Origin of the sequence: Vibrio sp. GLN_1, from assembly GCF_043106015.1 — a bacterium.
Lineage (GTDB): Bacteria > Pseudomonadota > Gammaproteobacteria > Enterobacterales > Vibrionaceae > Vibrio > Vibrio parahaemolyticus.
This window is the reverse complement of sequence record NZ_JBICMD010000017.1, coordinates 62,200-88,581: the sequence shown is the minus strand read 5'-3', so window position 1 is coordinate 88,581 and position 26,382 is coordinate 62,200. Positions and strand designations below refer to the sequence as shown.

19 protein-coding genes and 1 other annotated feature are annotated in these 26,382 nt (G+C 45.2%); of the genes, 13 read left to right on the top strand and 6 right to left on the bottom strand.

The window, feature by feature from the left end; genetic code table 11:
- Positions 1-150: 150 nt before the first annotated feature.
- On the bottom strand, positions 151-1,620 hold the full coding sequence (locus ACF8OV_RS08715; protein WP_005497129.1) for a glutamate synthase subunit beta: 1,470 nt from the start codon (positions 1,618-1,620) through the stop codon (positions 151-153).
- Complete coding sequence (gene gltB / locus ACF8OV_RS08710) at positions 1,620-6,173, bottom strand: glutamate synthase large subunit (protein ID WP_317675903.1); 4,554 nt, start codon at positions 6,171-6,173, stop codon at positions 1,620-1,622. The genes ACF8OV_RS08715 and gltB overlap by 1 nt, the downstream gene beginning before the upstream one ends.
- Positions 6,174-6,724: 551 nt before the next feature.
- On the opposite strand from gltB, the gene ACF8OV_RS08705 reads away from it, so the two are divergent.
- The 4 genes from ACF8OV_RS08705 to ACF8OV_RS08690 all read left to right on the top strand — a co-directional run bounded on the left by ACF8OV_RS08705 (position 6,725) and on the right by ACF8OV_RS08690 (position 12,508).
- A complete protein-coding gene (locus ACF8OV_RS08705) occupies positions 6,725-7,684 on the top strand; it encodes a TIGR01212 family radical SAM protein (protein ID WP_203504958.1) in 960 nt (319 codons plus the stop codon).
- A gap of 34 nt (positions 7,685-7,718) precedes the next feature.
- A complete protein-coding gene (locus tag ACF8OV_RS08700; protein ID WP_005455892.1) occupies positions 7,719-9,464 on the top strand; it encodes a diguanylate cyclase in 1,746 nt (581 codons plus the stop codon).
- A 226-nt stretch (positions 9,465-9,690) separates the two neighbouring features.
- Entirely contained in the window at positions 9,691-12,042 is a 2,352-nt protein-coding gene (gene arcB, locus ACF8OV_RS08695) for an aerobic respiration two-component sensor histidine kinase ArcB (RefSeq protein WP_005488721.1), read from the top strand.
- A 1-nt stretch (position 12,043) separates the two neighbouring features.
- Complete coding sequence (locus ACF8OV_RS08690) at positions 12,044-12,508, top strand: hypothetical protein (RefSeq protein ID WP_203504956.1); 465 nt, start codon at positions 12,044-12,046, stop codon at positions 12,506-12,508.
- Positions 12,509-12,575: 67 nt separating this feature from the next.
- Here ACF8OV_RS08690 and arcA read toward each other — a convergent pair whose 3' ends face one another.
- Complete coding sequence (gene arcA, locus ACF8OV_RS08685; protein WP_005479585.1) at positions 12,576-13,292, bottom strand: two-component system response regulator ArcA; 717 nt, start codon at positions 13,290-13,292, stop codon at positions 12,576-12,578.
- A gap of 360 nt (positions 13,293-13,652) precedes the next feature.
- Here arcA and ACF8OV_RS08680 point away from each other — a divergent pair, with 360 nt between their 5' ends.
- Positions 13,653-14,060, top strand: coding sequence for a DUF3293 domain-containing protein (locus tag ACF8OV_RS08680; protein ID WP_203504954.1), 408 nt, complete (start codon positions 13,653-13,655; stop codon positions 14,058-14,060).
- Between the two features lie 53 nt (positions 14,061-14,113).
- Positions 14,114-14,596 (top strand): putative 4-hydroxy-4-methyl-2-oxoglutarate aldolase, encoded by a 483-nt coding sequence (locus tag ACF8OV_RS08675; protein WP_005460676.1) that lies wholly within the window; start codon positions 14,114-14,116, stop codon positions 14,594-14,596.
- Here ACF8OV_RS08675 and ACF8OV_RS08670 read toward each other — a convergent pair.
- On the bottom strand, positions 14,593-15,063 hold the full coding sequence (locus ACF8OV_RS08670) for a hypothetical protein (RefSeq protein WP_005460677.1): 471 nt from the start codon (positions 15,061-15,063) through the stop codon (positions 14,593-14,595). The two genes, ACF8OV_RS08675 and ACF8OV_RS08670, sit on opposite strands and share 4 nt — an antisense overlap.
- A 439-nt stretch (positions 15,064-15,502) precedes the next feature.
- Positions 15,503-15,622, top strand: a sequence feature (Thr leader region).
- A gap of 54 nt (positions 15,623-15,676) precedes the next feature.
- Between ACF8OV_RS08670 and thrA the strand changes: the two genes are divergently transcribed.
- From thrA to thrC, 3 genes are read left to right on the top strand one after another with little or no spacing between them, the layout of a single operon-like run.
- Positions 15,677-18,136 (top strand): bifunctional aspartate kinase/homoserine dehydrogenase I, encoded by a 2,460-nt coding sequence (thrA, locus tag ACF8OV_RS08665; protein ID WP_005479590.1) that lies wholly within the window; start codon positions 15,677-15,679, stop codon positions 18,134-18,136.
- 20 nt (positions 18,137-18,156) lie between these two features.
- Positions 18,157-19,113, top strand: coding sequence for a homoserine kinase (gene thrB, locus ACF8OV_RS08660; RefSeq protein WP_005479586.1), 957 nt, complete (start codon positions 18,157-18,159; stop codon positions 19,111-19,113).
- Positions 19,110-20,390 carry a threonine synthase gene (thrC, locus tag ACF8OV_RS08655; protein ID WP_029823505.1) on the top strand — a complete coding sequence of 427 codons (1,281 nt, stop codon included), beginning with the start codon at positions 19,110-19,112 and terminating at the stop codon, positions 20,388-20,390. The genes thrB and thrC overlap by 4 nt, the downstream gene beginning before the upstream one ends.
- 138 nt (positions 20,391-20,528) lie before the next feature.
- Here thrC and grcA read toward each other — a convergent pair whose 3' ends face one another.
- Entirely contained in the window at positions 20,529-20,906 is a 378-nt protein-coding gene (gene grcA / locus ACF8OV_RS08650; RefSeq protein ID WP_005459053.1) for an autonomous glycyl radical cofactor GrcA, read from the bottom strand.
- A gap of 326 nt (positions 20,907-21,232) precedes the next feature.
- Here grcA and nfo point away from each other — a divergent pair, with 326 nt between their 5' ends.
- The 3 genes from nfo (at position 21,233) to ACF8OV_RS08635 (ending at position 23,748) form a co-directional block, all read left to right on the top strand.
- A complete protein-coding gene (nfo, locus tag ACF8OV_RS08645; RefSeq protein WP_203504952.1) occupies positions 21,233-22,120 on the top strand; it encodes a deoxyribonuclease IV in 888 nt (295 codons plus the stop codon).
- Between the two features lie 283 nt (positions 22,121-22,403).
- Positions 22,404-23,084 carry a uracil-DNA glycosylase gene (gene ung / locus ACF8OV_RS08640; RefSeq protein ID WP_203504950.1) on the top strand — a complete coding sequence of 227 codons (681 nt, stop codon included), beginning with the start codon at positions 22,404-22,406 and terminating at the stop codon, positions 23,082-23,084.
- 112 nt (positions 23,085-23,196) lie between these two features.
- Positions 23,197-23,748, top strand: coding sequence for a hemerythrin domain-containing protein (locus ACF8OV_RS08635; RefSeq protein ID WP_005459058.1), 552 nt, complete (start codon positions 23,197-23,199; stop codon positions 23,746-23,748).
- 230 nt (positions 23,749-23,978) lie between these two features.
- Here the strand turns inward: ACF8OV_RS08635 and ACF8OV_RS08630 are convergent, their stop codons facing one another.
- Positions 23,979-24,164 (bottom strand): DUF3545 family protein, encoded by a 186-nt coding sequence (locus ACF8OV_RS08630; protein ID WP_005459060.1) that lies wholly within the window; start codon positions 24,162-24,164, stop codon positions 23,979-23,981.
- A gap of 721 nt (positions 24,165-24,885) precedes the next feature.
- Between ACF8OV_RS08630 and ACF8OV_RS08625 the strand changes: the two genes are divergently transcribed.
- Entirely contained in the window at positions 24,886-26,319 is a 1,434-nt protein-coding gene (locus tag ACF8OV_RS08625; RefSeq protein ID WP_005459389.1) for a sodium:alanine symporter family protein, read from the top strand.
- Positions 26,320-26,382: the final 63 nt, after the last annotated feature.

Below are 26,382 nucleotides of genomic sequence, written 5' to 3'. Positions count from 1 at the left end.
TTTGATGCTGGGAGGAATAAAAAAGACCAGCATAAAATGCTGGTCAAAAGATAAAGATTGGAAGGAATTGTTTTCTTTCTTGGTCTTTAGCCATCGATATCGCTGATGGCTAAGTGATGACTTTGAAAGAAGGAAGCGTGAATGCCCCCTTTATGCTGAAAGCATTAGCGAATTTGCTTTTGCTTCAAGGTTAGTGCCACCCATCAGGTATTCATCAATAGCACGAGCACATTCGCGACCTTCGTTGATACAACGAACCACCAAAGATTGGCCTGTACGCATATCACCTGCGGCGAATACGCCTTCTTGATTCGTCGCGAAACCTTGCGTTGCAACGTTGCCGCGATCATCGAGTGCGATATCCAGTTGAGCAAGCACGCCAGTTGGTTCTGGGTGCAGGAAGCCCATCGCTAGGAAAGCCATGTCACATGGGATCACGCGCTCGCTGCCTTCTACTTCTTTAAAGCTTGGGCGCTCGCCTGATTTCGCATCTTCCCAAACGATATCTGCAAGACGAAGACCTGTAACTTCACCTTTGTCGTTACCGATGAACTCTTTGGTCAAGATGTTCCAGTGACGATCGACACCTTCTTCATGAGAAGTCGAAGTGCGTAGGATCATTGGGTATTGAGGCCAAGGCATATTGGCTGGGCGCTTCTCTGGTGGAATCGGCATGATTTCAACTTGAGTTATGCTTGCTGCGCCGTGACGGTTTGATGTACCCACACAGTCTGAACCGGTATCACCACCACCGATTACGACAACATGTTTTCCTGCTGCGTGAATTTCTTCACCTTTTAGATCCATGTTGTTTGCTCGGCGATTGTTTTGTCCTAGGAACTGCATTGCAAAGTACACGCCTTTTAGATCGCGTCCCGGAACAGGAAGATCGCGAGGAACGGTTGAGCCACCAGTCAGCAGTACCACATCGTACTCTTGACGTAGTTGTTGCGCGTTTACATCGACACCAACGTGTTGATTTACTCTAAACTCAACGCCAGCTTCTGCCATTAGATTGATCTTACGATCAATGACTTCCATGCTCAGTTTGAAATCTGGAATACCGAAACGCAGCAGACCACCCACTTTCTCGTCACGCTCGAATACGGTCACGGTATGGCCTGCGCTGTTTAGCTGCTCGGCAGCCGCAAGACCCGCAGGGCCAGAACCAATAATAGCGACGGTTTTACCAGTGCGAGAACGCGGAGTTTTTGGTTTGGCGTATCCTTCACGATACGCCGTTTCCACGATGGTTTTCTCGATATTACAGATAGTGATTGGGTCTTGGTTAATGCCAAGCACACATGCACTTTCACAAGGAGCGGGACAAACTCGACCAGTAAACTCCGGGAAGTTGTTGGTTGAACTTAGAATGTTCCATGCTTCTTCCCAGCTATCACGATAAACCGCATCGTTAAATTCTGGGATGATGTTGCCGATAGGGCAGCCGTTATGACAAAACGGCACACCACAATCCATACAACGAGAAGCCTGAGTATTGATTTTGCTACCAAACTCCTCGTTCAGAACGAACTCTTTGTTGTTCTTGATACGTTCAGCTGGGTCGATCTTCTGTGGTAGTTCACGACCATGCTCTAAAAATCCAGTAGGCTTACCCATTACACTGCCTCCGCTTGAGTTTCATTTCCTTGAGACTGAGCCTCCTCAGCTTTACGCTTTTGAAGAACCGCTTTGTAGTCACGCGGCATCACCTTAACCATAGAGGCTAGGCTTGCTTCAAAGTTATCTAGGAAAGACTGAGCGACTTCACTTCCTGTGAATTGAACATGCTTGGTTAGCATGTCGAGTAATAGATCTTTGTCTTCTTGCTCGATTGGGTCTAGGTCAACCAGCTCTGGGTTTAGTTTCGACTCAAAGTCACCCGATTTATCCCATACGTAAGCCACGCCGCCACTCATACCTGCAGCAAAGTTACGACCTGTTGAACCAAGGATGATGGCTGCACCGCCCGTCATGTATTCACAACCGTGGTCACCGACACCTTCTACAACCACTTTCGCGCCTGAGTTACGAACACAGAAACGCTCACCTGCCATACCGCGAATGAAAGACTCACCCGAAGTTGCACCGTAGAAACATACGTTACCAACTACGATGTTGTCTTCAGCGACAATACTGGATTTCGCGTCAGGGTAGAGCACTAAAGTACCGCCAGATAAGCCTTTACCCCAGTAGTCGTTTGCATCACCTTCCACTTCGAACTTCACGCCCTTAGCGAGGAATGCGCCGAAAGATTGACCTGCAGAACCTTTGAATTTGACATTCATTGGTTGAGGTAGACCTTGGTCTTTGTACACTTTCGAAATTTCGTTAGACAGCATGGTTCCGACAGAGCGGTCTGTGTTAACGATAGGGAAGTCAGCACTTACTGCTTCACCTTTTTCTAGAGCTGGAATTGCGGCTTGAATCAGCTTACGGTCTAGTACTGCTTCAAGGTTGTGGTTCTGCTGCGCTTGGTTAAATACGCCATCAGCTTCGCGAGGCTGTTCAACATGAAGTACAGGAGATAGATCCAGGTTCTTGTATTTCCAATGAGAAACGTCTTGGCGAACTTTCAGTTTTTGGCCTTGCCCTACCATCTCATCGATAGTGCGGAAGCCAAGTTCAGCCATGATTTCTCGCAGACCTTGGGCCATGTATTGGAAGAAGGTTACGACGTCTTCTACGCGACCATCAAAGCGCTCGCGAAGTGTTTTGTTCTGAGTCGCGATACCAACAGGACAGGTGTTCTTATGACACTTACGCATCATGATACAGCCTTCAACCACCAATGCGGCGGTTGCTACGCCCCATTCTTCTGCACCTAGTAGTGTTGCGACTGCAAGGTCACGAGGTGTCTTCATCTGACCATCTGCTTGAACAACGATACGGTTACGTAGGCCGTTCTTCAGTAGCGTTTGGTGGGTTTCTGCCAAGCCCAGTTCCCAAGGAAGACCAGTATGACGGATTGAAGACATTGGTGACGCACCCGTACCGCCATCGAAACCTGCGATAAGCACTACGTCCGCTTTTGCTTTCGCAACACCAGAAGCGATCGTACCTACGCCCGCTTCCGATACCAGTTTCACGTTTACACGACCAGCGCGGTTGGCGTTTTTCAAATCGTAGATCAGCTGAGCCAAATCTTCGATTGAGTAGATATCGTGGTGTGGCGGTGGTGAGATCAGACCGACGCCTGGAGTCGAGTGACGAGTGGCACCGATCCAGTCATCCACTTTATCACCTGGTAGCTGACCACCTTCACCCGGCTTCGCGCCTTGAGCCATTTTGATTTGCAGCTCTTCAGCGTTAGTTAGGTAGTAAGAGGTTACGCCGAAACGGCCAGAAGCCACCTGTTTGATTGCAGAGCGTTCCCAATCACCATTTTCTTTGCGCTCAAAGCGCATTGGGTCTTCACCACCTTCACCAGAGTTCGATTTCGCGCCAAGACGGTTCATCGCAACAGCCAGTGTGGAGTGAGCTTCGTAAGAAATAGAACCGAATGACATTGCACCTGTCGCGAAGCGTTTCACGATGCTTTCGATTGGTTCTACTTCATCGATAGAGATAGAGCCCGCAGGGTTCTTGATGAATTCCAGTTGGCTACGTAGCGTTACCGCGTTGTCACCTTGTTTATCGACGGCACTCGCATACTGCTTGAACTGCTCGTAATCTTTGTTGCGAGTTGATTGCTGGAGTAGAGAGATAGTTTCTGGGTTGAATAGGTGTTTCTCACCACGTTGTTTCCACTGGTAAACACCGCCCACATCCAGCATTTGAATTGGGATTTCGCGTTGTGGGTAGCCGATGCGGTGGCGAATCAACACTTCTTTCGCGATGTCATCCAGAGTCAAACCTTGGATGCGAGAAACCGTACCAGTGAAGTATTTGTCTACCACTGACTTGTGGATACCCAATGCTTCGAAGATTTGCGCACCATGGTACGACTGCAGGGTTGAGATACCCATCTTCGAGAAGATCTTCAGAAGACCGCCATTGATCGCTTTACGGTAGTTGTTGAACAGATCGCGAGGGTTCGCTTCTGGATCCAACTTCTTAGTACGTTGAAGTTCAATGATGGTTTCAATCACTAGGTAAGGGTTAACCGCATTCGCACCGTAACCAAGTAGCGTTGCAAAGTGGTGCGTTTCACGCGCGTCACCGGTTTCAACCACGATGTCACACTTCGCTCGTAGACCTTTACGGATCAAATGGTGATGTACTGCACCAACTGCCAGCATTGCTGGGATCGCCGCGTGGTTTGAGTTCACTGCACGGTCAGTTAGAAGGATGATTGAGTAACCATCGATAACCGCATCTTCGGCGTATTGGCAGATACGTTTTAGTGCGCGCTCAAGCTTGCCTTGGTCTTCACTGGCTTGGAATACGATATCCAGAGTTTTGGCTTGCAGGTGCTCATTGTCGATTGCACGCAGTTTCTCAAGCTCAGAGTTAGCCAGAACTGGCGATTCCAATTCCACTTTCTGACAGTGAAGTGGCGTTTCTGTCAGAAGGTTTTGGTCTTTACCCAAGTAAGTATTCAACGACATTACCATACGCTCACGGATCGGGTCGATCGGTGGGTTGGTTACCTGCGCAAACAACTGCTTGAAGTAGTTTGAAAGATGTTGCGACTGGTGTGACAGCACGGCCAGCGGCCAGTCAGCACCCATTGCAGATAGCGGTTCTTTACCTTCATTTGCCATTGGAACGATGATTTCGTTCACTTCTTCAGTACTTACGCCAAACGCTTGTTGACGGTGTAGAAGATGTTCTGGCTTAGGTTGGCTGAACTGGTTGCTCGCATCAGGCAGCTTCTTCAAGCTCAGTAGGTTTTCTTCAACCCACTTCTCGTAAGGTTGTGCTGTTGCGATGGTGTCTTTCACTTCTTCATCAGAAATGATGCGACCTTGCTCTAGATCCGCAACGAAGATACGACCTGGTTGCAGACGACCACGGAACTCTACGTTCTCTGGTGCAATATCCACTACGCCAGATTCTGATGCCATGACTAAGAAGTTATCTTTGGTCACTGTGTAGCGAGAAGGACGTAGACCGTTGCGGTCGAGCGTAGCACCTACTTGAACACCATCGGTAAAACAGACAGATGCCGGGCCATCCCACGGTTCCATAATGTTCGCGTGGTACTGGTAAAACGCGCGGCGCTTAAGATCCATGTTTTTATTTTCTTGCCATGCTTCAGGGATCATCATCATTAAGGCATGTGGCAGGCTACGACCAGAAAGAACTAGGAGCTCAAGTGCCATATCAAAGTTTGATGAATCTGAACTGCCTTCCTGACAGATAGGAAGAAGCATGTCGATTTCAGCCTGAGTAAACAGGTCTGATTCTAGGATCGCTTCACGGGCTTTCATCCAGTTCAAGTTACCGCGAACTGTGTTGATTTCACCGTTGTGAGCGATGTAACGGAAAGGCTGTGCAAGACGCCATTTCGGGAAGGTATTGGTAGAGAAACGAGAGTGTACCAGTGCCAGAGCGGTCACCATGGTCGGGTTTTGCAGATCAAGGAAGTACTGAGGCACTTGCTCTGTCGTTAACTGACCTTTGTACACCAATGTCTTGTAAGACATTGAGTTAATGTAGAAGTCGTCACCAATGTTCGAAACGCTTTCTAGGCAAACGCGTACGGTGTAATTACGAAGTACGTAAAGTTTGCGTTCTAGCTCTTCAGGTGTGATGCCAGGGCCGCCGGAGATAAACACGTGCTCAAATTGAGGCTCTGTGCTTAGAGGGTCGGCACCAATCATGGAGTTGTCGGTTGGTAATACGCGGTAGCCGATGACTTCGAGATCTAAGCGTTTGGCATTACGCTCTAAAATGTCACGGCATTGTTCGCGTTTGTATTCGTCTTTCGGGAAAAGAACGACACCAACGCCATACTTTTCAAACGAAGGCAGTTTAATGCCTAGTTTAACGGCCTCTTCTAATAGGAATTCATGAGGTTTTTGCAACAAAATACCCGCACCGTCACCGCTGCATGGGTCACAACCTTGACCGCCACGGTGTTCCATGCGAGCCAGCATATCCAATGCTTGAGTCACAACTTCATGAGATTTACGGTTTTTAAGGTGAGCAACAAAACCGATACCACAAGCGTCATGCTCCAATTCCGGAGTGTATAGACCCTGTGAATTTTGCTCTCTATCTACCATAGATACATCCTTCCAGTTCAATGCGACGCAAAGGTACGAGGCAGACCGAAGTTGCCTTGTGACACATGATGCGTCTTGTCCTTTATATTTATTATCGCCACCAGTCGAGGTTGACTGGTCTTGATTCCTTTCCGTATCTCGCAGGAAAAGTATTGCGAGAAAAACAATCCTTGGTGATATCCCTTTATTTATTCTCACTATTTAGTGATTTATATAGGTGGGAGTGGGATAACACCGACAATTCCCGCTGTGCGTGCTGTAATAAAAGTCACAAAAAATGCGGGGTTGTGTAAGTATCCTACAATTTTGTTACTTCGGATTGCAATGAAAAGTCGCCTCTGTGACCCAATTTTTTCGTTTAAATATGCATTTTTAGTTTAACATTTACGCAACATGACGCTTTTTTGTCTGTATTTATGCAAGTTTATTGATTTCACACCGATTGGGCGTTGTTTGAATTGAGTAATATTGTTTGTTTTTTCTTGCAGGGATGTAATTTAGTTACATAAATCGTAGTGAGATTTATTACGGTTTACTATTGGTGAGAATCTATGCAGTTACATGAGTTGGTCAATACTCTAGGCCAAGATCTTCAGCGTCGTTACGGCGAAAAAGTCCATAAGCTGACTTTACATGGTGGCTTTAGTTGCCCAAACCGCGACGGCACGATTGGCCGAGGTGGTTGTACATTTTGTAATGTGGCTTCGTTTGCTGACGAAGAAGTACAAATCAAAAGTATTCATGAACAGTTGAAAGATCGTGCTGGGGAAATCCATCGAGCGAAGAAATATCTGGCGTATTTTCAGGCTTACACCAGTACTTATGCAGAAGTACAAGTACTGAAAAATATGTATGAAGAAGCGCTCAAAGCTGCTGATATTGTGGGTTTGTGTGTGGGAACTCGCCCAGACTGTGTGCCTGACTCGGTATTGGATTTGCTGTCAGATTATATAAACCAAGGTTATGAAATTTGGCTCGAGCTAGGTCTTCAAACTGCAAATAACGATACGCTCAAACGCATCAACCGCGGACATGATTTTGAATGTTATGCGGAGATCACTCAGCGAGCTCGATCCTTAGGGATCAAAGTTTGTACTCATTTGATTGTTGGATTACCGAAAGAAACCCGCGACGATAATATTGAAACGCTGCAAAAAGTGCTGGCCGTGGGCACTGATGGCATCAAGTTACATGGCCTGCATATTGTGGAAGGCAGTACGATGGCGAAAGCTTGGAGAGCTGGCAGATTAGAAGCTCCTGAATTGGAAGAATATGTTGCGATTGCCAGTGAAATGATTCGTATGACGCCCGCTGATGTTGTGTTTCATCGTGTCTCTTCCGCAGCTCGTCGTCCAACGTTGTTGTCCCCGCTTTGGTGTGAAAACCGTTGGTTAGCCATGACTGAAATTGGTCGCGCATTAAATAAAGATGGCGCTCAAGGCTGCTTAATAGGAAAACCTTTTATCTACACGAAGCCGGAATTAAAAGCAGATTGCTCAATAAATAACTGATATATTTTTAGCAGTTTGCTTTATAGGTGGAAAAATGGATCAGTTACTTAATTGGCTTTGGAATGGGCAGGAGAGTTATGGATATATTGTCCTGCTATCGATAGTCAGTGCGATTGCGATAGCACTTATCTACTTTCGTTTCCAAAACGCACTTAAGCAGCTTATTACTGATTCGCCTTATCCAGTGCTGGTGCTAGATGCCAGCCATGGACAAATCCTACTTTCGAATCAAGCAGCGATGCAGTTGCTTGGCATTCGCTCACTGGGTACAGGCTTTTTGTACCCAGCTTTGTTTGAGCTTCACAAACTTTCTTCGTTGCTAGATAGTTTTTCCAGTCGCTATTTCCGTCACCAAGTCTTTGATTGGCGTTTATCTGAAAACGAATCTATTAAGGTTGAATTGTCCGGCCGAAAGAGTTTGCTACGTGGTCATCGTGTTTGGATCATGTACGCGCAACCTTATCAAGTCACTTTACAAGAGCAGCAGCAAGAGTTGGCGCAGTTAGAGATGGCTCGCTCAGCGCTAGATTCGCTGTCCGAGTTGATCTGCTTGCAAGATTGCCAAGGTAACTTATTGACGACGAATCGTGCCTTTGACCAGTTTTGGGAGGGGCGACGAGAAGAAGCCATCACTGCAACGGCGAGCCGAGTCGCTACCCGTAAAAGTGAACGCAAATGGACGACGGACACGCAAGGTCGCAGCTGCTTGCTTGAAGTGAATTTAAGCTCATTAGTATCGCCAAGTGGTGAGCTACTCGGAACGTTGTCTATTAGTCACGATGTGACGGAGTGGCATAAGATTCAGCAAAACTTACGTGATGAAATGGAACGTCGTAAAGACACTGAAGTCGCCTTGGCTCAACGTGACACCATTCTTCAAACAATCTTAGATGCAAGCCCTGACTCTATCGGTATCTTTAATGAGAACATGGTGTACCAAGCGTGCAATAAGCCATTTGTAAACGCTTTAGGTATATCGGAAGTTTCTGATTTGATTGGTAAACGTCTTCAAGATGTCATTCCCGTTGAAATGTACACGCGGTTGGAAACGAGCGACCTACACGCTCTACGACAAGCGGAACCGGTAAGGTATATCGATAAGGTCGTGAGTAGTGATGGCCATATTACGTGGTTTGATGTGGTGAAATCGCCGTTTAAAGACAAGGCATCGGGTACGAATGGCGTTCTTATCATGGCGCGTGATATTTCAGAGCGTTATCTCGCCGAGCAAAAACTCGAACAAGCGAACCTTGAACTTGAGAAATTGAGTTTTATGGACAGCTTGACGCAAGTGGCGAATAGACGCCGATTTGATGAACGTCTTCATGTACTTTGGTATCACCATATTCGTGAAAAATTGCCTTTGACTATCATGTTGTGCGACATCGACTTCTTTAAAGATTACAACGACTGTTACGGGCACCAACAAGGCGACGAGGCGTTGATTCGTGTCGCGGCGGTCTTCAAGCAAGTGGTCAACCGTTCTTCAGACTGCGTGGCTCGATACGGTGGTGAAGAATTTGGTTTTATCTTGCCAAACACGACAACAGAAGGCGCAGAGCAAGTCGCTCAACGCATTCATCAACAGATTAGACAGCTTGATATGGAGCACGGTAGTTCGGAAGCTTCAGAACACCTTAGTGTGAGTATCGGCTTTGTTTCTTACGTTCCTCAGCATGGTGATGAGCCTGAAATGGGCATCGCTATGGCCGACAGTGCGCTATACCAGGCCAAAGCCGATGGCCGTAATCGCACCTGTATCCACCCTAGTTCCTTCTAGCGCTTTGTGACCGCTTGCTCTAAGTTGATAGCAAGCGGTTTAAATCACCGTATTAAACACGTTAAACTGCTTATACCTTGTGTTCTCGTCTGTGATCCTATGATTCTCGCCAGTTCATCAAGGTGAATGCCTCAAAATCAAACAGACCTAAATTGCGTTAGGCCTTGTACATCTGCCCGTTTTCAATATGTCGGGTTGATAGCTTGCTTGTGCCATGGAGTAGTGAATGAAGCCCATGAAAAATCTCGCCCAGTACTATGTAGACTTACTGGTGAAACTAGGGATTGTCCGTTTTTCAATTTTGTTAGCCCTAGCGCTGGTGGCACTTGCTGTCGTCGTACAAGTTGGTATCACTTTGGCTCTCAAAGGGCGCGTCGATGATATCGACATCGTACGTTCCGTTTTCTTTGGTTTGCTAATCACGCCCTGGGCCGTTTACTTCCTATCTGTGGTGGTTGATCAGTTAGAAGAGTCTCGTCAACGATTGACGAAGCTGGTTTCTAAATTGAAAGACATGCGTTCACGCGACCAAGAACTGAACTTCCAACTACAGCAGAACATCGAAAAGCTCAATCTAGAGATTGAAGAGCGGATTAAAGCGGAAGAAGCGCGTGAAGAGGCGATGCAGGATTTAGAAAATGAGGTTTTCCAGCGTGAGCGAACGCAATTAGAGTTAGCAGAGCGTACCGCCTTGTTACGTTCATTCATCGATGCGTCACCTGATTTGATTTATTACCGTAATGCCGATGGCGTCTTCTCTGGTTGTAACCGAGCGATGGAAGAGTTAACGGGCAAGAAAGAGCATCAACTTGTCGGCTTGAGCCCGTGGGATGTCTACAGTAAAGAAATTGCGCAACCAATCGTAGATACCGACCAAAAAGTCTTTAGCGACAACCAAGCGATCACTTACGAGCAATGGTTGGAATACCCTGATGGGCGAAAACACTATTTTGAATTGCGCAAAGTACCATTCTATAGCAAAGACGGTCGCCACTTGGGGTTGGTTGGTTTTGGGCGAGACATTACTGAGCGTAAGCGTCACGAAGAATCTCTAGAAAAAGCCAGCCGAGATAAAACGACGTTTATCTCCACAATTAGCCATGAACTTCGCACACCGTTAAACGGCATTGTTGGCTTGAGTCGAATGTTGCTTGATAGCCAGCTGACGGAAGAGCAGCGTAAGCACATGCAGACGATCAACGTGAGTGCGATTACGTTGGGGAATATCTTCAATGACATCATCGATATGGACAAATTCGACCGTCGCAAGCTTGAACTGTTACCTGCGCCATTGAACTTTGAAGACTTTGTCGCCGAGATAGAGAGTATTTCGGCGCTCATGGCGGAACAAAAAGGACTGCGTTTCGACTTAGAACGTTTGAGTGACTTACCAAAAGCGATCGAGGTGGATGCGACCCGTTTACGTCAGGTGATTTGGAACCTAGTGAGCAACGCGATGAAGTTCACCAAAGAAGGTGGCGTTGTGATGACAGTCAGCGCTGATGTTGAAGAAGACTTCGCGACCATTATTATGGAAGTCGAAGACACCGGCATCGGTATTCCTGAAGCTGAACTGGATAAGATTTTTGCTATGTATTATCAAGTTAAGTCGGGCAAAGACAACTTGCATGCGGTAGGTACAGGCATTGGGTTAGCGGTTTCGAAACAGCTGATCAATATGATGGATGGGGACATTACGGTCACAAGTGAAGAAGGCTTTGGTAGTACTTTTACTGTGTCGATTCACGTTCCTATTGTTGAACTCGAAGAGCCGGTAATCGATGCGAAGCGCGACAATGTGCATCTCAACATCTTTATGGTTGAAGACATTGAACTTAACGTGACGGTGGCTAAGTCGCTGCTAGAAAGTTTGGGGCATTCCGTGACGGTCGCGATGACTGGGGAAGAGGCGTTAGTCAACTTTGTGCCGGATCAATACGACCTTGCGCTGTTGGACATTCAACTGCCAGACATGACAGGGTTTGATGTGGCGAAGTACTACCGTGAGCATTATGACCACTTACCTCCGTTGGTGGCGTTAACGGCGAACGTGATGAAAGATCGTCGAGAGTACTTAGAAAATGGAATGGATGACGCAATCAGTAAACCATTAGCTGTGCATGCTATTCAGTCAGTGATAGATAAGTTCTTTGTTGATCGAGTCGATAAACCCGCGGTGATTGTTAAGCCTGAAGTCAAGGAAGAAGCGGCGCCTTCTCCTGTGATTGAGACACATCTACTGGATCTGGATATGCTAGAGTCTTATGTGGATATTGTCGGCGTTAAACCCGTGTACGACAGCATCAAGATGTTTGAAGACATGATGCCAGATTACATTGAGGTATTAGACTCAAACATGACCGCAAAAGATCAGGATGGCATTGTTTCTGAAGCGCATAAAATCAAAGGTGCGGCAGGATCTATTGGTCTTAAACGTATCCAAAGCGTTGCTCAAAAAGCGCAATCCCCGGATATGCCGGCATGGTGGGAAAATATTTCTGACTGGGTCGAAGAGATAAAGAATGAATACCAAAACGATATTCAGGTACTCAAAAGTTGGTTAGATCAAAGGAAATAACATGAAGAAACTTGCACCCGTAGCCTTACTTATTGCATCGCTCGTAGGTTGTAGTTCTGTTTCTCAAGTGAACTGGCAACAAGGCAGCCAAATTACGATGAATCAGGTGAATGTTGAACTAAAGAGCAATCTTTGGGTGAACTTAATGCCTGCGATTGAGGAAGAGCCTGTGCAAGACGTTCAAGAGTTGAGTATTCAAGGTGCTTTGTATCTGGAAGGCGACAAACAGCTGCCTGCGAATTTGACTGCTGAGGCTTTGATTATAAAGCAGGGTACTACCGAGTGGATGATTGATGGTGGGGACTTGGAAACTCGCACTCACAGCGAAAATCAGTGGGAAGTGACGTTTACTTGGCAAGTTGAAGCCGATACAGATAAATCCGTCGATTTGGCGTTGCTGCTTGATGATGCGGGTAAACAACGTTGGCTTGTTGAAAAGCACGTGAAGATAAACAAGGTTTATTAGTTTCTTTCCCGCATAGAAAAAGGGCTTGCTCCAATGAGCAAGCCCTTCGTATTTCTAGCAGACTGAATTAGTCTTCTAAGTCACCACAGAAGCGGTAGCCTTCACCGTGGATAGTCGCGATGATTTCTGGCGTACCAGATACTGATTCGAAGTGTTTACGAATACGGCGAATCGTTACGTCGACAGTACGGTCATGTGGTTTAAGCTCACGGCCAGTCATCTTCTTAAGAAGATCAGCACGTGTTTGGATCTTACCTGGGTTCTCACAGAAGTGCAGAAGTGCACGGAATTCAGAACGAGGCAGCTTGTAGCTATCGCCAGCAGGGCTCACTAGTGAGCGGCTGTTAATATCTAGCACCCAACCGTTGAATTCGTATTTTTCTACTGAGCGCTTTTCTTCTTGAACTGCGTTAGTGCTCATTGAGCGGCTTAGCAGGTTGCGCGCACGAATAGTCAATTCACGTGGATTGAATGGTTTTGTGATGTAGTCATCAGCACCAATTTCAAGACCTAGGATCTTGTCTACTTCATTGTCGCGGCCTGTTAGGAACATCAGAGCGATGTTCGCTTGCTCACGTAGTTCACGTGCTAACAGTAGACCATTCTTGCCTGGAAGATTAATGTCCATAATGACCAAGTTGATAGAGTTGTCAGACAACACTTGGTGCATCTCTTCACCGTCACTGGCTTCAAAAACAGCGTATCCCTCTGCTTCAAAAATACTCTTAAGAGTGTTACGAGTTACTTGCTCATCTTCTACGATAAGAATCTGCGGGGTTTGCATTGGCGGTACCTAAATTTGTGACAAAATTGTGCTAATAGAATAAATTCTAGGCAAAAATATAACATACAGGTAATGTGATTTTGATAATAAATCAAGTTGATCAAAAAAACACTTCTTTCAGCTATCCGCCTTCCTTGGAATTTTGCCAACTCACCAGTATCCAATGGCGACGTTTATTCTATAGGGCTTGTTTACCTTTCAGTTCCTTGCTTTGCAGGGCATGAAACGTAAACACCCTAAGATATGGAGCGGATTTTATATTGTTAACAGCATGCTAACAATGCTCAAATGTTAATTCCATTCAGTTTGTTGATTTACATCAATTGATGAAATGTAACTGTTATTAATCGTTTAAGAGTTATGATAGAAAAAAGTAATACGAACATAGATGTATCGTTATGGAATGCTTATTCAGAATCTTTTTTTCATTTTGAGGCTGAATGGCATACGTCAAGTTATGCGGTGATAACTGCTTGGAACCCCTACAGTAATTTGCGGTCAAAGAAAGAGAACTGCATAAGTAATCAAGAGTTAGCAAAACAACTTAAACACGCGAATTACGTGCTCGTTAACGTAGGTGATCGCAGCTTTGAATGGTGTGAAGAGAGTTTTGCGGCGGATATATCATTAGAAGAGGCTGTGCGATTGGCAAAAGCGTTTCAACAAAATGCCATTTACTATGTGATAGATGGTGATCTTTACTTAGTTGCGTGCGCGGTACCGAGCAAAAAACATTGGCTAGGAAAAATTAACGACAGGCTCGTATAACAGGATATCTCTCGTTGGGGTTATGCCCGAGCGAGCAAATTCACGGAGGAAATATGAGAGACATAACACCAGATATTTGTGACCAATTTGAAGACCAAGTGACGTTGCTAAATTTACCACTACAGAACTTTGGTCAACGTACCGCCTTTCATGGCGAAATTGTCACAGTGCGTTGCTATCACGATAATTCTAAAGTACGTGAAGTTCTAGAACAGGATGGCACTGGCAAAGTCTTGATTGTTGATGGACACGGTTCCTGCCAAAAAGCGCTGCTTGGTGATCAGCTGGCGATACTCGGTATCGAAAATGGTTGGGAAGGTATCATCGTGTACGGAGCAGTGCGTGATGTGGCACAAATGTCGCAAATGGACATAGGAGTGCAAGCGCTGGGTACATGCCCGTTTAAAACGGAAAAGCGTGGTGTGGGTGAAGTCAACGTGACGTTAACGATGCTGAACCAAATTGTTCAACCAAAACATCATGTTTATGCCGATTGGAATGGGGTGTTGATTTCAAAAGAAGCACTCGATTTTTAGAATCGGAAACCTAAACCTACCTCAAAGCCTTGTTGCCAATCTTGGTAATCCAACGTCGCGTGAATGTCTAACTTATCGGTAATTTTCACGCGGCTAGAAAGTTCAGCAGCGAGGCTACTGTCTTCGGTTTGAATGCCGTTGCTATTCTCTGATTTGTAAGATCTTACGGTGCTTTTTACGGTGACACGATCATTGAAGTGGTAGCTGATCCCGCTGAGAAAGCCGCTTTGGTTTTGAGTCGGAGAGTTATTGACTCGCGCACCTACATAAAGGTCAACAGAATCAAAAAGTTCATAGGCGTAGCCACCATCAATATTCCATACATCAAAGCTGTCGGTTTGGTAACTTTCACTTGAGATAAACAGTTTGTGAGGAGACGTGCTTGTTTTCCCTGGAAGGGGAGGGAGATCGTTAGCAAAAGAAACGCCAGACACTAAAAACAGTAACAGAAAAAGCCATTTTTTCATGTCCACCACTCCTTGTGTCTAACTTTTTTATTAGTATCTGCTAAAAGCTTCTCACTATTAAAGCATAGAATATGAAAGCCAACACATCTATTTTCTAAATAATTCGATCCTAGGAACATTGATCACAGTTAAGTTGTTGTTAACTAGAAACAACACCGTCCAAATGTTTGATCTTGCGCTTTATGAGAAAGATCCGCTTACCTATAGCTCCTAATCACCGTTCGTTTAATGGCATTAACTCCTGAAGTTAGAAAACAAGGATGTTTTTCTTAAAATCAAGCGTAAGTAATTACACTTATATATCAATGACATTACGCAGAATAAACCTCTGGAAGACTGGAAAATAAACAATTTTTTGTTGACTCTGAATAGGAAACTCGGTAAACGTAGATATAAGCAAACACGATTAACGTTGAATATTTATTTATGCCATCTAACAGCCTAGTAGTAATGACCACGACCATTATTATTACCGACACGACAAATGTTGGGGCAGGCTGCTGAGCGAAAGAAATTCACAAAAAAGGCCTGTATCCAACAAGATACAGGCCTTTTTTTATGCGTTTTTAGACAGAATTTAGACAAAAATTAAGAAAATACATCGGAGGAAGGGATGCGAGTATTGAAGTTTGGCGGTTCATCACTAGCGGATGCAGATCGCTTTTTGAGAGCGGCAGATATCATTGCCAATAACGCTCAACAAGAAGAAGTGGCCGTTGTACTTTCAGCGCCGGGTAAAACGACGAATAAGTTAGTAGCAGTCATTGAAGGTGCACTTCGCAATGGTGAAGCTGAGCTGCAAATCAATGAGTTGGAAGAGTCGTTTAAAACGCTTTTTGCTGATATCCAAGCGGTATTGCCTAACCTAGAAGGTGCGGCGTTCGATAACCAAGTTAAAACCTCTCTTTCTCAACTGCGTCAGTTTGTGCACGGCATCAACTTACTTGGTATGTGTCCAAACAACGTCAATGCTCGCATCATCAGTAAAGGTGAGCGAGTTTCGATTCAATTGATGAAGGCGGTACTGGAAGCCAAAGGGCAAAAAGCGAACCTCATTGATCCTGTTGAATATCTGTATGCGAAAGGCGATCACCTAGAAGCCATGGTGGATGTTGATGTATCGACACAGAACTTCCGTCAAAATCCTCTTCCTAAAGATCATGTGAACATCATGCCGGGCTTTACTGCGGGTAATGAAAAAGGCGAATTGGTGACGCTGGGTCGTAACGGTTCTGACTATTCAGCGGCAGTATTAGCGGCTTGTTTACGTGCTGATTGTTGTGAAATCTGGACGGACGTGGATGGCGTTTACAACTGCGATCCTCGATTGGTTGAAGATGCACGACTGCTTAAGTCACTCAGCTATCAAGAAGCAATGGAGCTTTCTTACTTCGGTGCATCCGTTCTGCATCCGAAGACCATTGCTCCTATCGCGCAATTCCACATTCCATGTCTGATCAAAAACAGCTTTAACCCTCAAGGCGCGGGTACGCTTATCGGCCAAGATACTGGAGAAGATAATCTTGCGATCAAAGGTATTACAACGCTTAACGACCTAACCATGGTTAACGTATCAGGCCCAGGTATGAAGGGGATGGTAGGCATGGCGAGCCGAGTATTTGGTGCGATGTCTTCTGCTGGTGTCTCTATTGTATTAATTACTCAATCATCGTCTGAGTACAGCATCAGCTTCTGTATCGAGGCTGATGATAAGCTGAAAGCTCAACAAGTTCTGGCGGATGCGTTTGAGCTTGAACTAAAAGACGGTCTATTGGAACCGGTTGATTTTATCGATGATGTTTCTATCGTTACCTTGGTTGGTGACGGCATGCGTACATCCCGTGGTGTTGCTTCACGTTTCTTCTCTTCTCTTGCGGAAGTGAACGTTAATATCGTCGCGATTGCGCAGGGTTCTTCAGAGCGTGCTATCTCTGCGGTAATTCCGGAAGACAAAATTTCTGAGGCGATCAAAGCGTGTCACGAAAACCTATTTAACTCCAAATACTTCCTCGATGTGTTTGTTGTTGGTGTTGGCGGTGTTGGCGGTGAGCTGGTGGATCAGATCCAACGTCAGCAATCCAAACTGGCAGAAAAAGGTATCGTGATTCGAGTGTGTGGTTTAGCAAATAGCAAAGGCTTGCTACTCGATAGTGAAGGCTTACCACTAGAACACTGGCGCGACCGCATGTCTGCGGCAACAGAAGAATTCAGTCTAGCTCGTTTAATCGCGTTAGTTCAGCGCAATCACATCATCAACCCTGTACTTGTGGATTGTACGTCTAGTGAAGACATTGCAAATCAATATGCAGACTTTCTAGCAGCAGGTTTCCACGTGGTCACGCCAAACAAAAAAGCAAACACAGCAAGCATGGCGTACTACCATCAGCTTCGCGATGTCGCTCGTAGCTCGCGTCGCAAGTTGATGTACGAAACAACCGTAGGGGCAGGCCTACCGGTTATCGAAAACTTACAAAACCTGATTGCAGCAGGCGATGAGCTTGAACGATTTAGTGGCATTTTGTCAGGTTCACTGTCTTACATCTTCGGTAAACTTGACGAGGGTATGAGCCTGAGCGAGGCGACGAATATTGCGAAAGAAAATGGCTTCACTGAGCCAGATCCTCGTGATGACCTTTCTGGTATGGACGTTGCGCGTAAGCTGCTCATCCTAGCTCGCGAAGCAGGTATGTCATTAGAGCTTGAAGATGTGGTCGTTGACCAAGCGCTACCACCAGGCTTTGATGATTCAGGCAGTGTTGATGAATTTATGGCTCGTTTGCCAGAAGCGGACGCGTACTTCAAAGAGTTATCTGCGAAAGCGGCAGAAGAAGGCAAAGTGCTACGTTATGTTGGTGAAATTAATGATGGCAAGTGCACAGTGAGCATGGCCGCTGTCGATGAAAATGATCCAATGTTCAAAATTAAAGACGGTGAAAACGCGTTGGCGTTTTATAGTCGCTACTACCAGCCAATTCCTTTAGTGCTGCGTGGTTACGGTGCCGGTACAGAAGTGACGGCAGCAGGCGTATTCTCGGATGTAATGCGTACTTTAGGTTGGAAACTAGGGGTATAACAAGAATGAGTGCAAGTGATATGGGCGTGGTGGTTTATGCCCCAGCTTCAATTGGTAATGTTAGCGTAGGTTTTGACGTGCTGGGGGCGGCAGTGTCCCCAGTTGACGGCACTTTGTTGGGTGACCGAGTTCAAGTAAAAGCAGGGACTGAGCCGTTCAGTCTAAACACTGCTGGGCACTTTGTTTCGAAGTTACCAACCGATCCAAAAGAGAACATCGTTTACGATTGTTGGGTGGTGTTTGCTCGTGAACTGGACAAAAAAGGCATTGAGCTAAAACCACTTGAAATGACGCTAGAGAAAAACATGCCTATTGGTTCTGGTTTGGGCTCAAGTGCTTGTTCTATTGTGGCAGCGTTGGACGCGCTAAACCGATTCCACGACCAGCCTTTGAATGAAACGGAATTACTGGCTTTAATGGGTGAAATGGAAGGTAAAATTTCGGGTGGTATTCACTACGACAATGTTGCTCCATGTTACCTTGGTGGTGTCCAGTTGATGCTTGAAGAGCTAGGCATCATCAGCCAAGAAGTCCCTTGCTTTGACGAGTGGTATTGGGTGATGGCGTATCCGGGCATTAAAGTGTCGACGGCTGAAGCGCGTGAAATCCTACCATCTCAATATCGTCGACAAGATATCATTGCCCATGGCCGTCACCTTGCGGGCTTTATTCATGCATGTCACTCTGGTCAGCCTGAACTCGCTGCAAAAATGATCAAAGACGTGATCGCAGAACCGTATCGTGAGAAACTGCTTCCGGGCTTTGCGAATGCGCGTCAGTACGCAGCATCAGCAGGCGCGTTAGCAACTGGTATTTCTGGCAGTGGTCCGACACTGTTCAGTATTTGCAAACAGAAAGATGTCGCTGAGCGAGTTGCTCGCTGGCTAGAACAAAATTACGTACAAAACGAAGAAGGATTCGTCCACGTTTGTCGTTTAGATAAGCAGGGTTCGAAAGTAACAGGAAGTGAGCTATGAAGCTTTACAATATAAAAGAAAATGATGAACAAGTTTCCTTTGGCCAAGCCGTTCGCCAAGGATTAGGTCGTAATCAAGGCCTATTTTTTCCATCGGAATTACCAAAATTTGAAGACGTTGATGCGTTGTTAGCAGAAGATTTTGTCTCTCGTAGCACTAAGATCCTATCAGCACTGATTGGTGATGAACTGGCGGAAGAGCAAGTTAACGCAATGGTTGACGCTGCGTTCCAATTCCCAGCACCAATCAACCAAGTAAAAGAAGGCGTTTACGCGCTAGAACTTTTCCATGGCCCGACGTTAGCATTTAAAGATTTCGGTGGCCGCTTCATGGCGCAATCCCTTGCGGCAGTTTCTAATGGCGGCAAGATCACCATTTTGACCGCAACGTCAGGCGATACTGGCGCAGCTGTTGCGCATGCTTTCTACGGAATGGAAGACATTAATGTTGTGATTCTTTACCCGAAAGGTAAGATCAGCCCACTGCAAGAGAAGTTATTCTGTACGCTTGGTAAGAACATTCACACCGTAGCGATCGATGGCGACTTCGATGCTTGTCAGGCTCTTGTTAAGCAAGCCTTTGATGATGCTGCACTGCGTGAAGAGATCGGTCTGAACTCTGCAAACTCAATCAACATCAGCCGCTTGATGGCACAAATCTGTTATTACTTTGAAGCTGCGGCGCAAATGAGTAAGCAAGAGCGTGAAAACCTCGTGGTATCAGTACCAAGCGGTAACTTTGGTAACCTAACAGCAGGTCTATTAGCAAAAGCGCTAGGTTTACCTATCAAACGTTTTATTGCTGCTACCAATGCGAATGACACGGTGCCTCGTTACCTCGAAACGGGTAAATGGGAGCCAAAACCAACGGTTGCAACCACTTCAAATGCTATGGACGTGAGCCAACCGAACAACTGGCCACGTATCGAAGAGCTGTGCCGTGTGAAAGAGTGGGGCCTTGAGACACTAGGTAAAGGCGCAGTTTCTGATGAACAAAGCGCACAATCAGTAAAAGACTTGTACGCATTAGGCTACCTATGTGAGCCACACGGTGCGATTGCTTACCGCGTATTGGAAGAGCAACTGCAAGAAGGTGAAACGGGTCTGTTCTTGTGTACTGCGCACCCAGCGAAGTTCAAAGAGGTTGTAGATGATATTCTTCAGACGGATATCGAACTGCCTGCACCACTAGCTAAACATGCTGCGATGGAGTTGTTGTCTGAAGATCTTGATGCGGATTTTGATGCACTAAAAACAGTATTACGCCGCGTTCAGTAACCAAAACTGAATATGCGATAAAAGGTGGGGCATTGTCTCCGCCTTTTTGTTTTTATAGGGCTGGTCTCGGGCAGAAATCGAATATAAAAAACGGCGCTCATTGAGCGCCGTTTTTAAAACTTACTTGAGCGTACTCTATTATAGAGTCTCAGTAAATGTACGAGCGATAACATCACGTTGTTGTTCTGGCGTTAGCGAGTTGAAGCGTACTGCGTAACCAGAAACACGGATTGTTAGCTGTGGGTATTTTTCTGGGTGAGCAACTGCATCTTCTAGCGTTTCACGTTTAAGAACGTTCACGTTTAGGTGTTGACCACCTTCGATGCGAGGTGCAGTTTCGATAGCTACTTCGCGGCTTTCGTATTCACCTAGGTCGCTGATTGCGATAACTTGGTCTGCTTCGTAACCAGTTGCTGCAGCAACACAACGTGCTTCATTCTTCTCGCTATCTAGTAGCCAGATTGAGTTTAGTAGTTCGTCGTTTGCTGCTTTAGTAATTTGGATACCTTGGATCATCACTATCTCCTAGACCACTTACGTGGTGATTATTGGTGTTAATTTTCGAATTTTTGTTGAGCTGAGTATTATATAGCTAATATCCACTATTTTAATATTGATTTAAGTCAAAAAACAACCAAAAACATTATTTTTATTAAGGTGATTTTGTTGAGTTAAATCAATAAAACCTTTGAAAACATACTAATTACAATTTATTTGATAATATAAAAAATATTTAATAACTCAATTTGTTGTAAATTTACTACAAGTTGAGCTTAAAATTTAAACTGATTAACGCAACTATCTGTATTTGGGTAGCGATACTGAAAGTCTAAAGTGATTAAATGACAAACATGAAAAACAAGTTTGGTAATAAACTCATTGGTGCACATGTCTCTGCTGCTGGTGGGGTCGATCAAGCGCCGTTGAGAGCTCGCGAAATTGGCGCGAATGCATTCGCACTATTTACAAAAAACCAACGCCAGTGGGTGGCGAAGCCTTTAGAAGCAAAAACCATCAGTGCATTTAAAGCGAACTGTAAAATGCTGGGTTTCAGCACAGAACATATTCTCCCGCACGACTCATACCTGATTAACTTAGGTGCTCCAGAAGTGGACAAGTTGGATAAGTCACGCGCTGCATTCATCGATGAAATGGAGCGTTGTAATCAGTTGGGACTGACTTTGCTTAACTTCCACCCGGGTAGTCACCTAAAGAAAGTCTCTGAACAGGAATGCTTGGCAACGATTGCTGAGTCAATCAACTTAGCGCACAAAACTGTACCTGATGTGGTAGCGGTGATTGAGAATACTGCGGGGCAGGGCACAAATCTTGGCTGGAAGTTTGAGCACTTAGCTGAAATCATCGAGCAAGTGGAAGATAAAGATCGTGTCGGTGTTTGTATTGATACCTGCCATACCTTTACGGCTGGTTATGACTTGCGTACAAAAGAAGATTGCGAACGCACTTTTGCTGAATTTGACCGTATTGTGGGTATGCACTATTTGCGAGCAATGCATCTAAATGATTCAAAAGTAGAGTTTGCTAGCAAAGTGGATCGTCACCATTCTTTAGGTAAAGGAGAGATCGGGTGGGATTGTTTCGAGTACATTGCGAAAGACTCTCGTTTTGATGGTATCCCTCTGATTTTAGAAACAATTGATCCGGACATCTGGCAGCAAGAGATCAACGCACTGCGTCAGTTTCATTTAGCCGCTATTAACAACCAATAATGTAATCGCAAAGTTGGCACCTTTCTTTCTTAGTCGCTTAAGTCAATTTGAATTAAGAAAGAAGGATGCCACTATGTCTCGACCACTCTCTTTTGCTCCCTATGCTTACAGTCGCCGCGTATTGCGTCTGCCGATGCCTAATCGCCATATTACTGGGCAAGGTCATTTTAGAACGCCGCAGAAGCATTAGCCTTTTATTACTGTTCTCAAGTTCGTGGTAAGTTTTTGTTTGTTTGGGTTTCGCTCGTTAGAATAGAAGCAAAATTTAGGACAGGAACTTTCCATGAATCAGTCACCCACTTGGCACGATGTGATCGGCGAAGAGAAAAAGCAGAGCTACTTTGTAGACACGTTGAATTTTGTTGAAGCAGAACGAGCAGCAGGCAAAGCGATTTATCCGCCAGCAAAAGATGTTTTTAACGCATTTCGTTTCACGGAGTTTAACGATGTGAAAGTGGTGATCTTAGGACAAGACCCATACCACGGTCCAAATCAGGCGCATGGTTTGTGCTTCTCAGTGCTTCCTGGAATCAAAACGCCACCGTCGCTCGTGAACATGTATAAAGAATTGGCTCAAGATATCGAAGGATTTCAGATCCCTCAGCACGGATTCTTGCAAAGCTGGGCAGAGCAAGGCGTATTGTTGCTCAATACGGTTTTGACGGTTGAGCAAGGCAAAGCGCACTCACACTCTAAAACAGGGTGGGAAACATTCACAGACCGAGTGATTGAAGCGATAAACCAGCATCAGCATGGGGTCGTGTTCCTTTTATGGGGTTCTAACGCTCAGAAGAAAGGGCGTTTCATCGACCGCTCGAAGCACCATGTATTAGCCGCGCCGCATCCATCGCCATTGTCTGCTCATCGAGGATTCTTGGGTTGTAAGCATTTCTCCCAAGCAAACCAATTACTTGCTTCGCAAGGAAAAGAGCCAATCAACTGGCATTTACCGTTAACGGTATAAAAGAAGAGACAGCGATCATAGTGCTATGATCGCTGTTTTTTTGAGCATGCTCGAAGCTGGTAGCGAATTTCTCATGTACACTTATTGAAAGTAGGTGTTAAGGAGAGACGCTATGATGATCGAAAGAATTCGACGCGAACACGGCTACATGGTTCGCCTGCTGGCTATATTGCGCCATAAACTCAACGAAATAAAAGAAGAAAACGCCATTAATTACTCGCTAGTAAGCGAGATTGTTGATTACCTCTCAAACCATTCGGAAAAAATTCATCATCCGAAAGAAGACATTCTCTACCATCATTTCCTCAAGCATTACGGTAAGCAACAAACCATGGAAAACTTGGAGAAAGAGCACCAAGAGCTCGCCGAGAAGACCAAAGAGTTTTCGATGCTCATTGAGATGATTTTGCAAGATGCGGTTGTTCCTCAAGACATCTTTATTGCTCAGCTAGAAGATTTCATTGAGTCGCAAAAGCGTCACCTTGAGCTCGAAGAGAGAAAAATCCTGCCATTAATTGAAGAGCTTTTTACTACTGAAGACTGGCAACACGTTGAAAGTCTGTGGACCGAGAGCGAAGACGACCCTGTATTTGGTGACACGATTGCGGATCGCTACAAACAGCTTGCCGAGCGCGTTCGTCAAAGCGATATGGAGTTTGTTTAACTCACTCAAAGCCCGAGTATCTATAAATCTTGCTCGGGTTTATTTGTGGTAATTCTTATTCTTTGAGAATTGAATGGAAATTCAACATAACCAATTCTCGATAAAAAGAACGGCTAATTCTCATTGAGTAAGAATTCCGTCCACGTAAACATTTAGACGTAGAGAATCAGGACATGTAACCCCGCTCTATACAAAAACAAAAGGCACCGTTAGGGTGCCTTTTGTTCAAATTAGAGTTTGATGTCGTCTAAGCTGTAGTCGTTGCAAACATCAAGTTCACGTAGTTCTTTAAGTAAGTTACGTCTGTCGTTCATCTCTTCTATTTCACGCCACTTTCTTTTTACTGGTTTAGCGCGAGATCTTGTTGTTGAGGTAGTATCCAGATTGAAAATCTCATCTAGTTGAAAGCCTTCCATAAGCCACCTTTACCCTTCTTTATCTAAACTGTTGTAACCAGTCCTTGTGGAGTTTTTTAAGTACCACAATAGGTGTGAGAATAACCATGATATATTTCGCATTTGTGTCGGTAACATGACAGTTTCGTGCAAAAGTTCTCTCAAAATCACATTTTGCTTCGTGAATAATTGAATAAAAAGTGTACAAACGAGAAAGGGAAAACGATTAAATGAAGAGATTTTCAATGTTAATTTGATGCGTTCAATTAGAGTACTAAGCAAAGGTTGAAGTTGCATAAAATGTGTTTGATGAAATAGTGTTCGATTACCTCTCTGGCGGCGAAGATAATTTTATGTAACACCTTGTGAATACTAGCCTGGTTCGTTTTTTATGGAGTGCTGTTCTATTAATGTCGGTGTAATTATTTATGTTGGATGTTGGTAATTGAAATGTTGCGCGTTTGGGGTGTTAAGTCCTCTTTTTATGTTATTTTTTGGTGACTTTATAGTGAAAAATAACAATGTTATTGTGATAGTTGCATATTGATTTTTGCGTTCCTAGGTTGCATTATCCGCCCGTCAAAAAATACGCTGGTACGTAAAATGGATGCATGAAGCGACGTTTACGATTCTAGATTGCGCATAAACATTATTCAAAAAGCTAAGCACACTTTGACACTTAGCAGGCAATCTGGTGGATGGCTCGGACGCACAGACTGGCGCAACTCACTTTGAGGTACACATGACAGACTTAATCAATTTGATGAACGATCTCCTTTGGGGTTCGATTCTGGTTTATCTTCTTGTAGGTGTAGGAATCTACTTCACCGTTCGATTGGGATTCATCCAATTCCGCCACTTCGGCCACATGTTCTCTGTTCTTAAGAACAGCCGTAAAGCAGACAAAGCTGGTATTTCTTCTTTCCAAGCGCTTTGTACTAGTCTTGCTGCACGTGTAGGTACTGGTAACATGGCGGGTGTTGCAGTTGCATTGACTGCGGGTGGCCCTGGCGCGATCTTCTGGATGTGGCTGATCGCAATGCTTGGTATGGCAACGTCGTTTGCAGAGAGTACTCTGGCGCAGCTATACAAAACCAAAGATGATGATGGCAACTACCGTGGTGGTCCTGCTTACTACATGGAAAAAGGCTTGGGCATGCGTTGGATGGGCGTGTTGTTCTCTGTTTTCCTAATCATCGCTTTTGGTTTGGTATTCAACGCCGTACAAGCGAACTCAATTGCAAACGCAATGAGCAACGCATTTGGTTGGAATGACCTATACGTTGGTATTGCTGTTGTTGCACTTTCAGCTGTAGTTATCTTCGGTGGTATCAAGCGTATCGCGAAAGTAGCTGAGCTGATCGTTCCTATCATGGCACTGCTATACCTAGTACTTGCATTGTTCGTTGTATTCTCAAACCTAGAGAAACTACCAGATGTATTGATGCTGATCTTCAAGAGCGCATTCGGTCTGCAAGAAGCTGCAGCGGGTGGTCTTGGTTATGCGATTGCACAAGCAATGATCAACGGTATCAAACGTGGTCTATTCTCGAACGAAGCGGGTATGGGTTCTGCGCCTAACGCAGCAGCGTCGGCAACGCCTTACCCACCGCACCCAGCATCTCAAGGTTACGTTCAGATGCTAGGCGTGTTCATGGATACGATTGTTATCTGTTCTGCAACAGTAGCGATTATCCTGATGTCGGGCGAGTATGTAGGTCAAGCAACGGAAGTTACTGGTATTGAGCTAACTCAACGTGCATTGAGCTCGCAAGTTGGTGATTGGGGCGGCATCTTTGTTGCAGTTGCAATCTTCTTCTTCGCGTTTACTTCAATCATCGCGAACTACTCTTACGCAGAAACGAACCTGATCTTCTTGGAACACAACCATAAAGCTGGTCTAAGCATCTTCCGCGTTGTAGTTCTTGGCATGGTAATGTTTGGTGCGCTAGCGTCTCTTCCTGTGGTTTGGTCATTGGCTGACGTATCAATGGGTTTGATGGCGATAGTGAACTTGGTAGCGATTCTGTTGCTATCGGGCATCGTGATCAAACTGGCGAAAGACTACAACCGCCAGCTAGGTGAAGGTAAAGTACCAACGTTCGATGCGAACGATTTCCCTGAGCTTAAGTCTCAGCTAGAAGACGGTATTTGGGACAACACTAAGAAAGACTAAGTGTTCTCCTATCGTTAAAAGCTATTAAGACGATTCGTAAAGCCATGCAGACAATGCATGGCT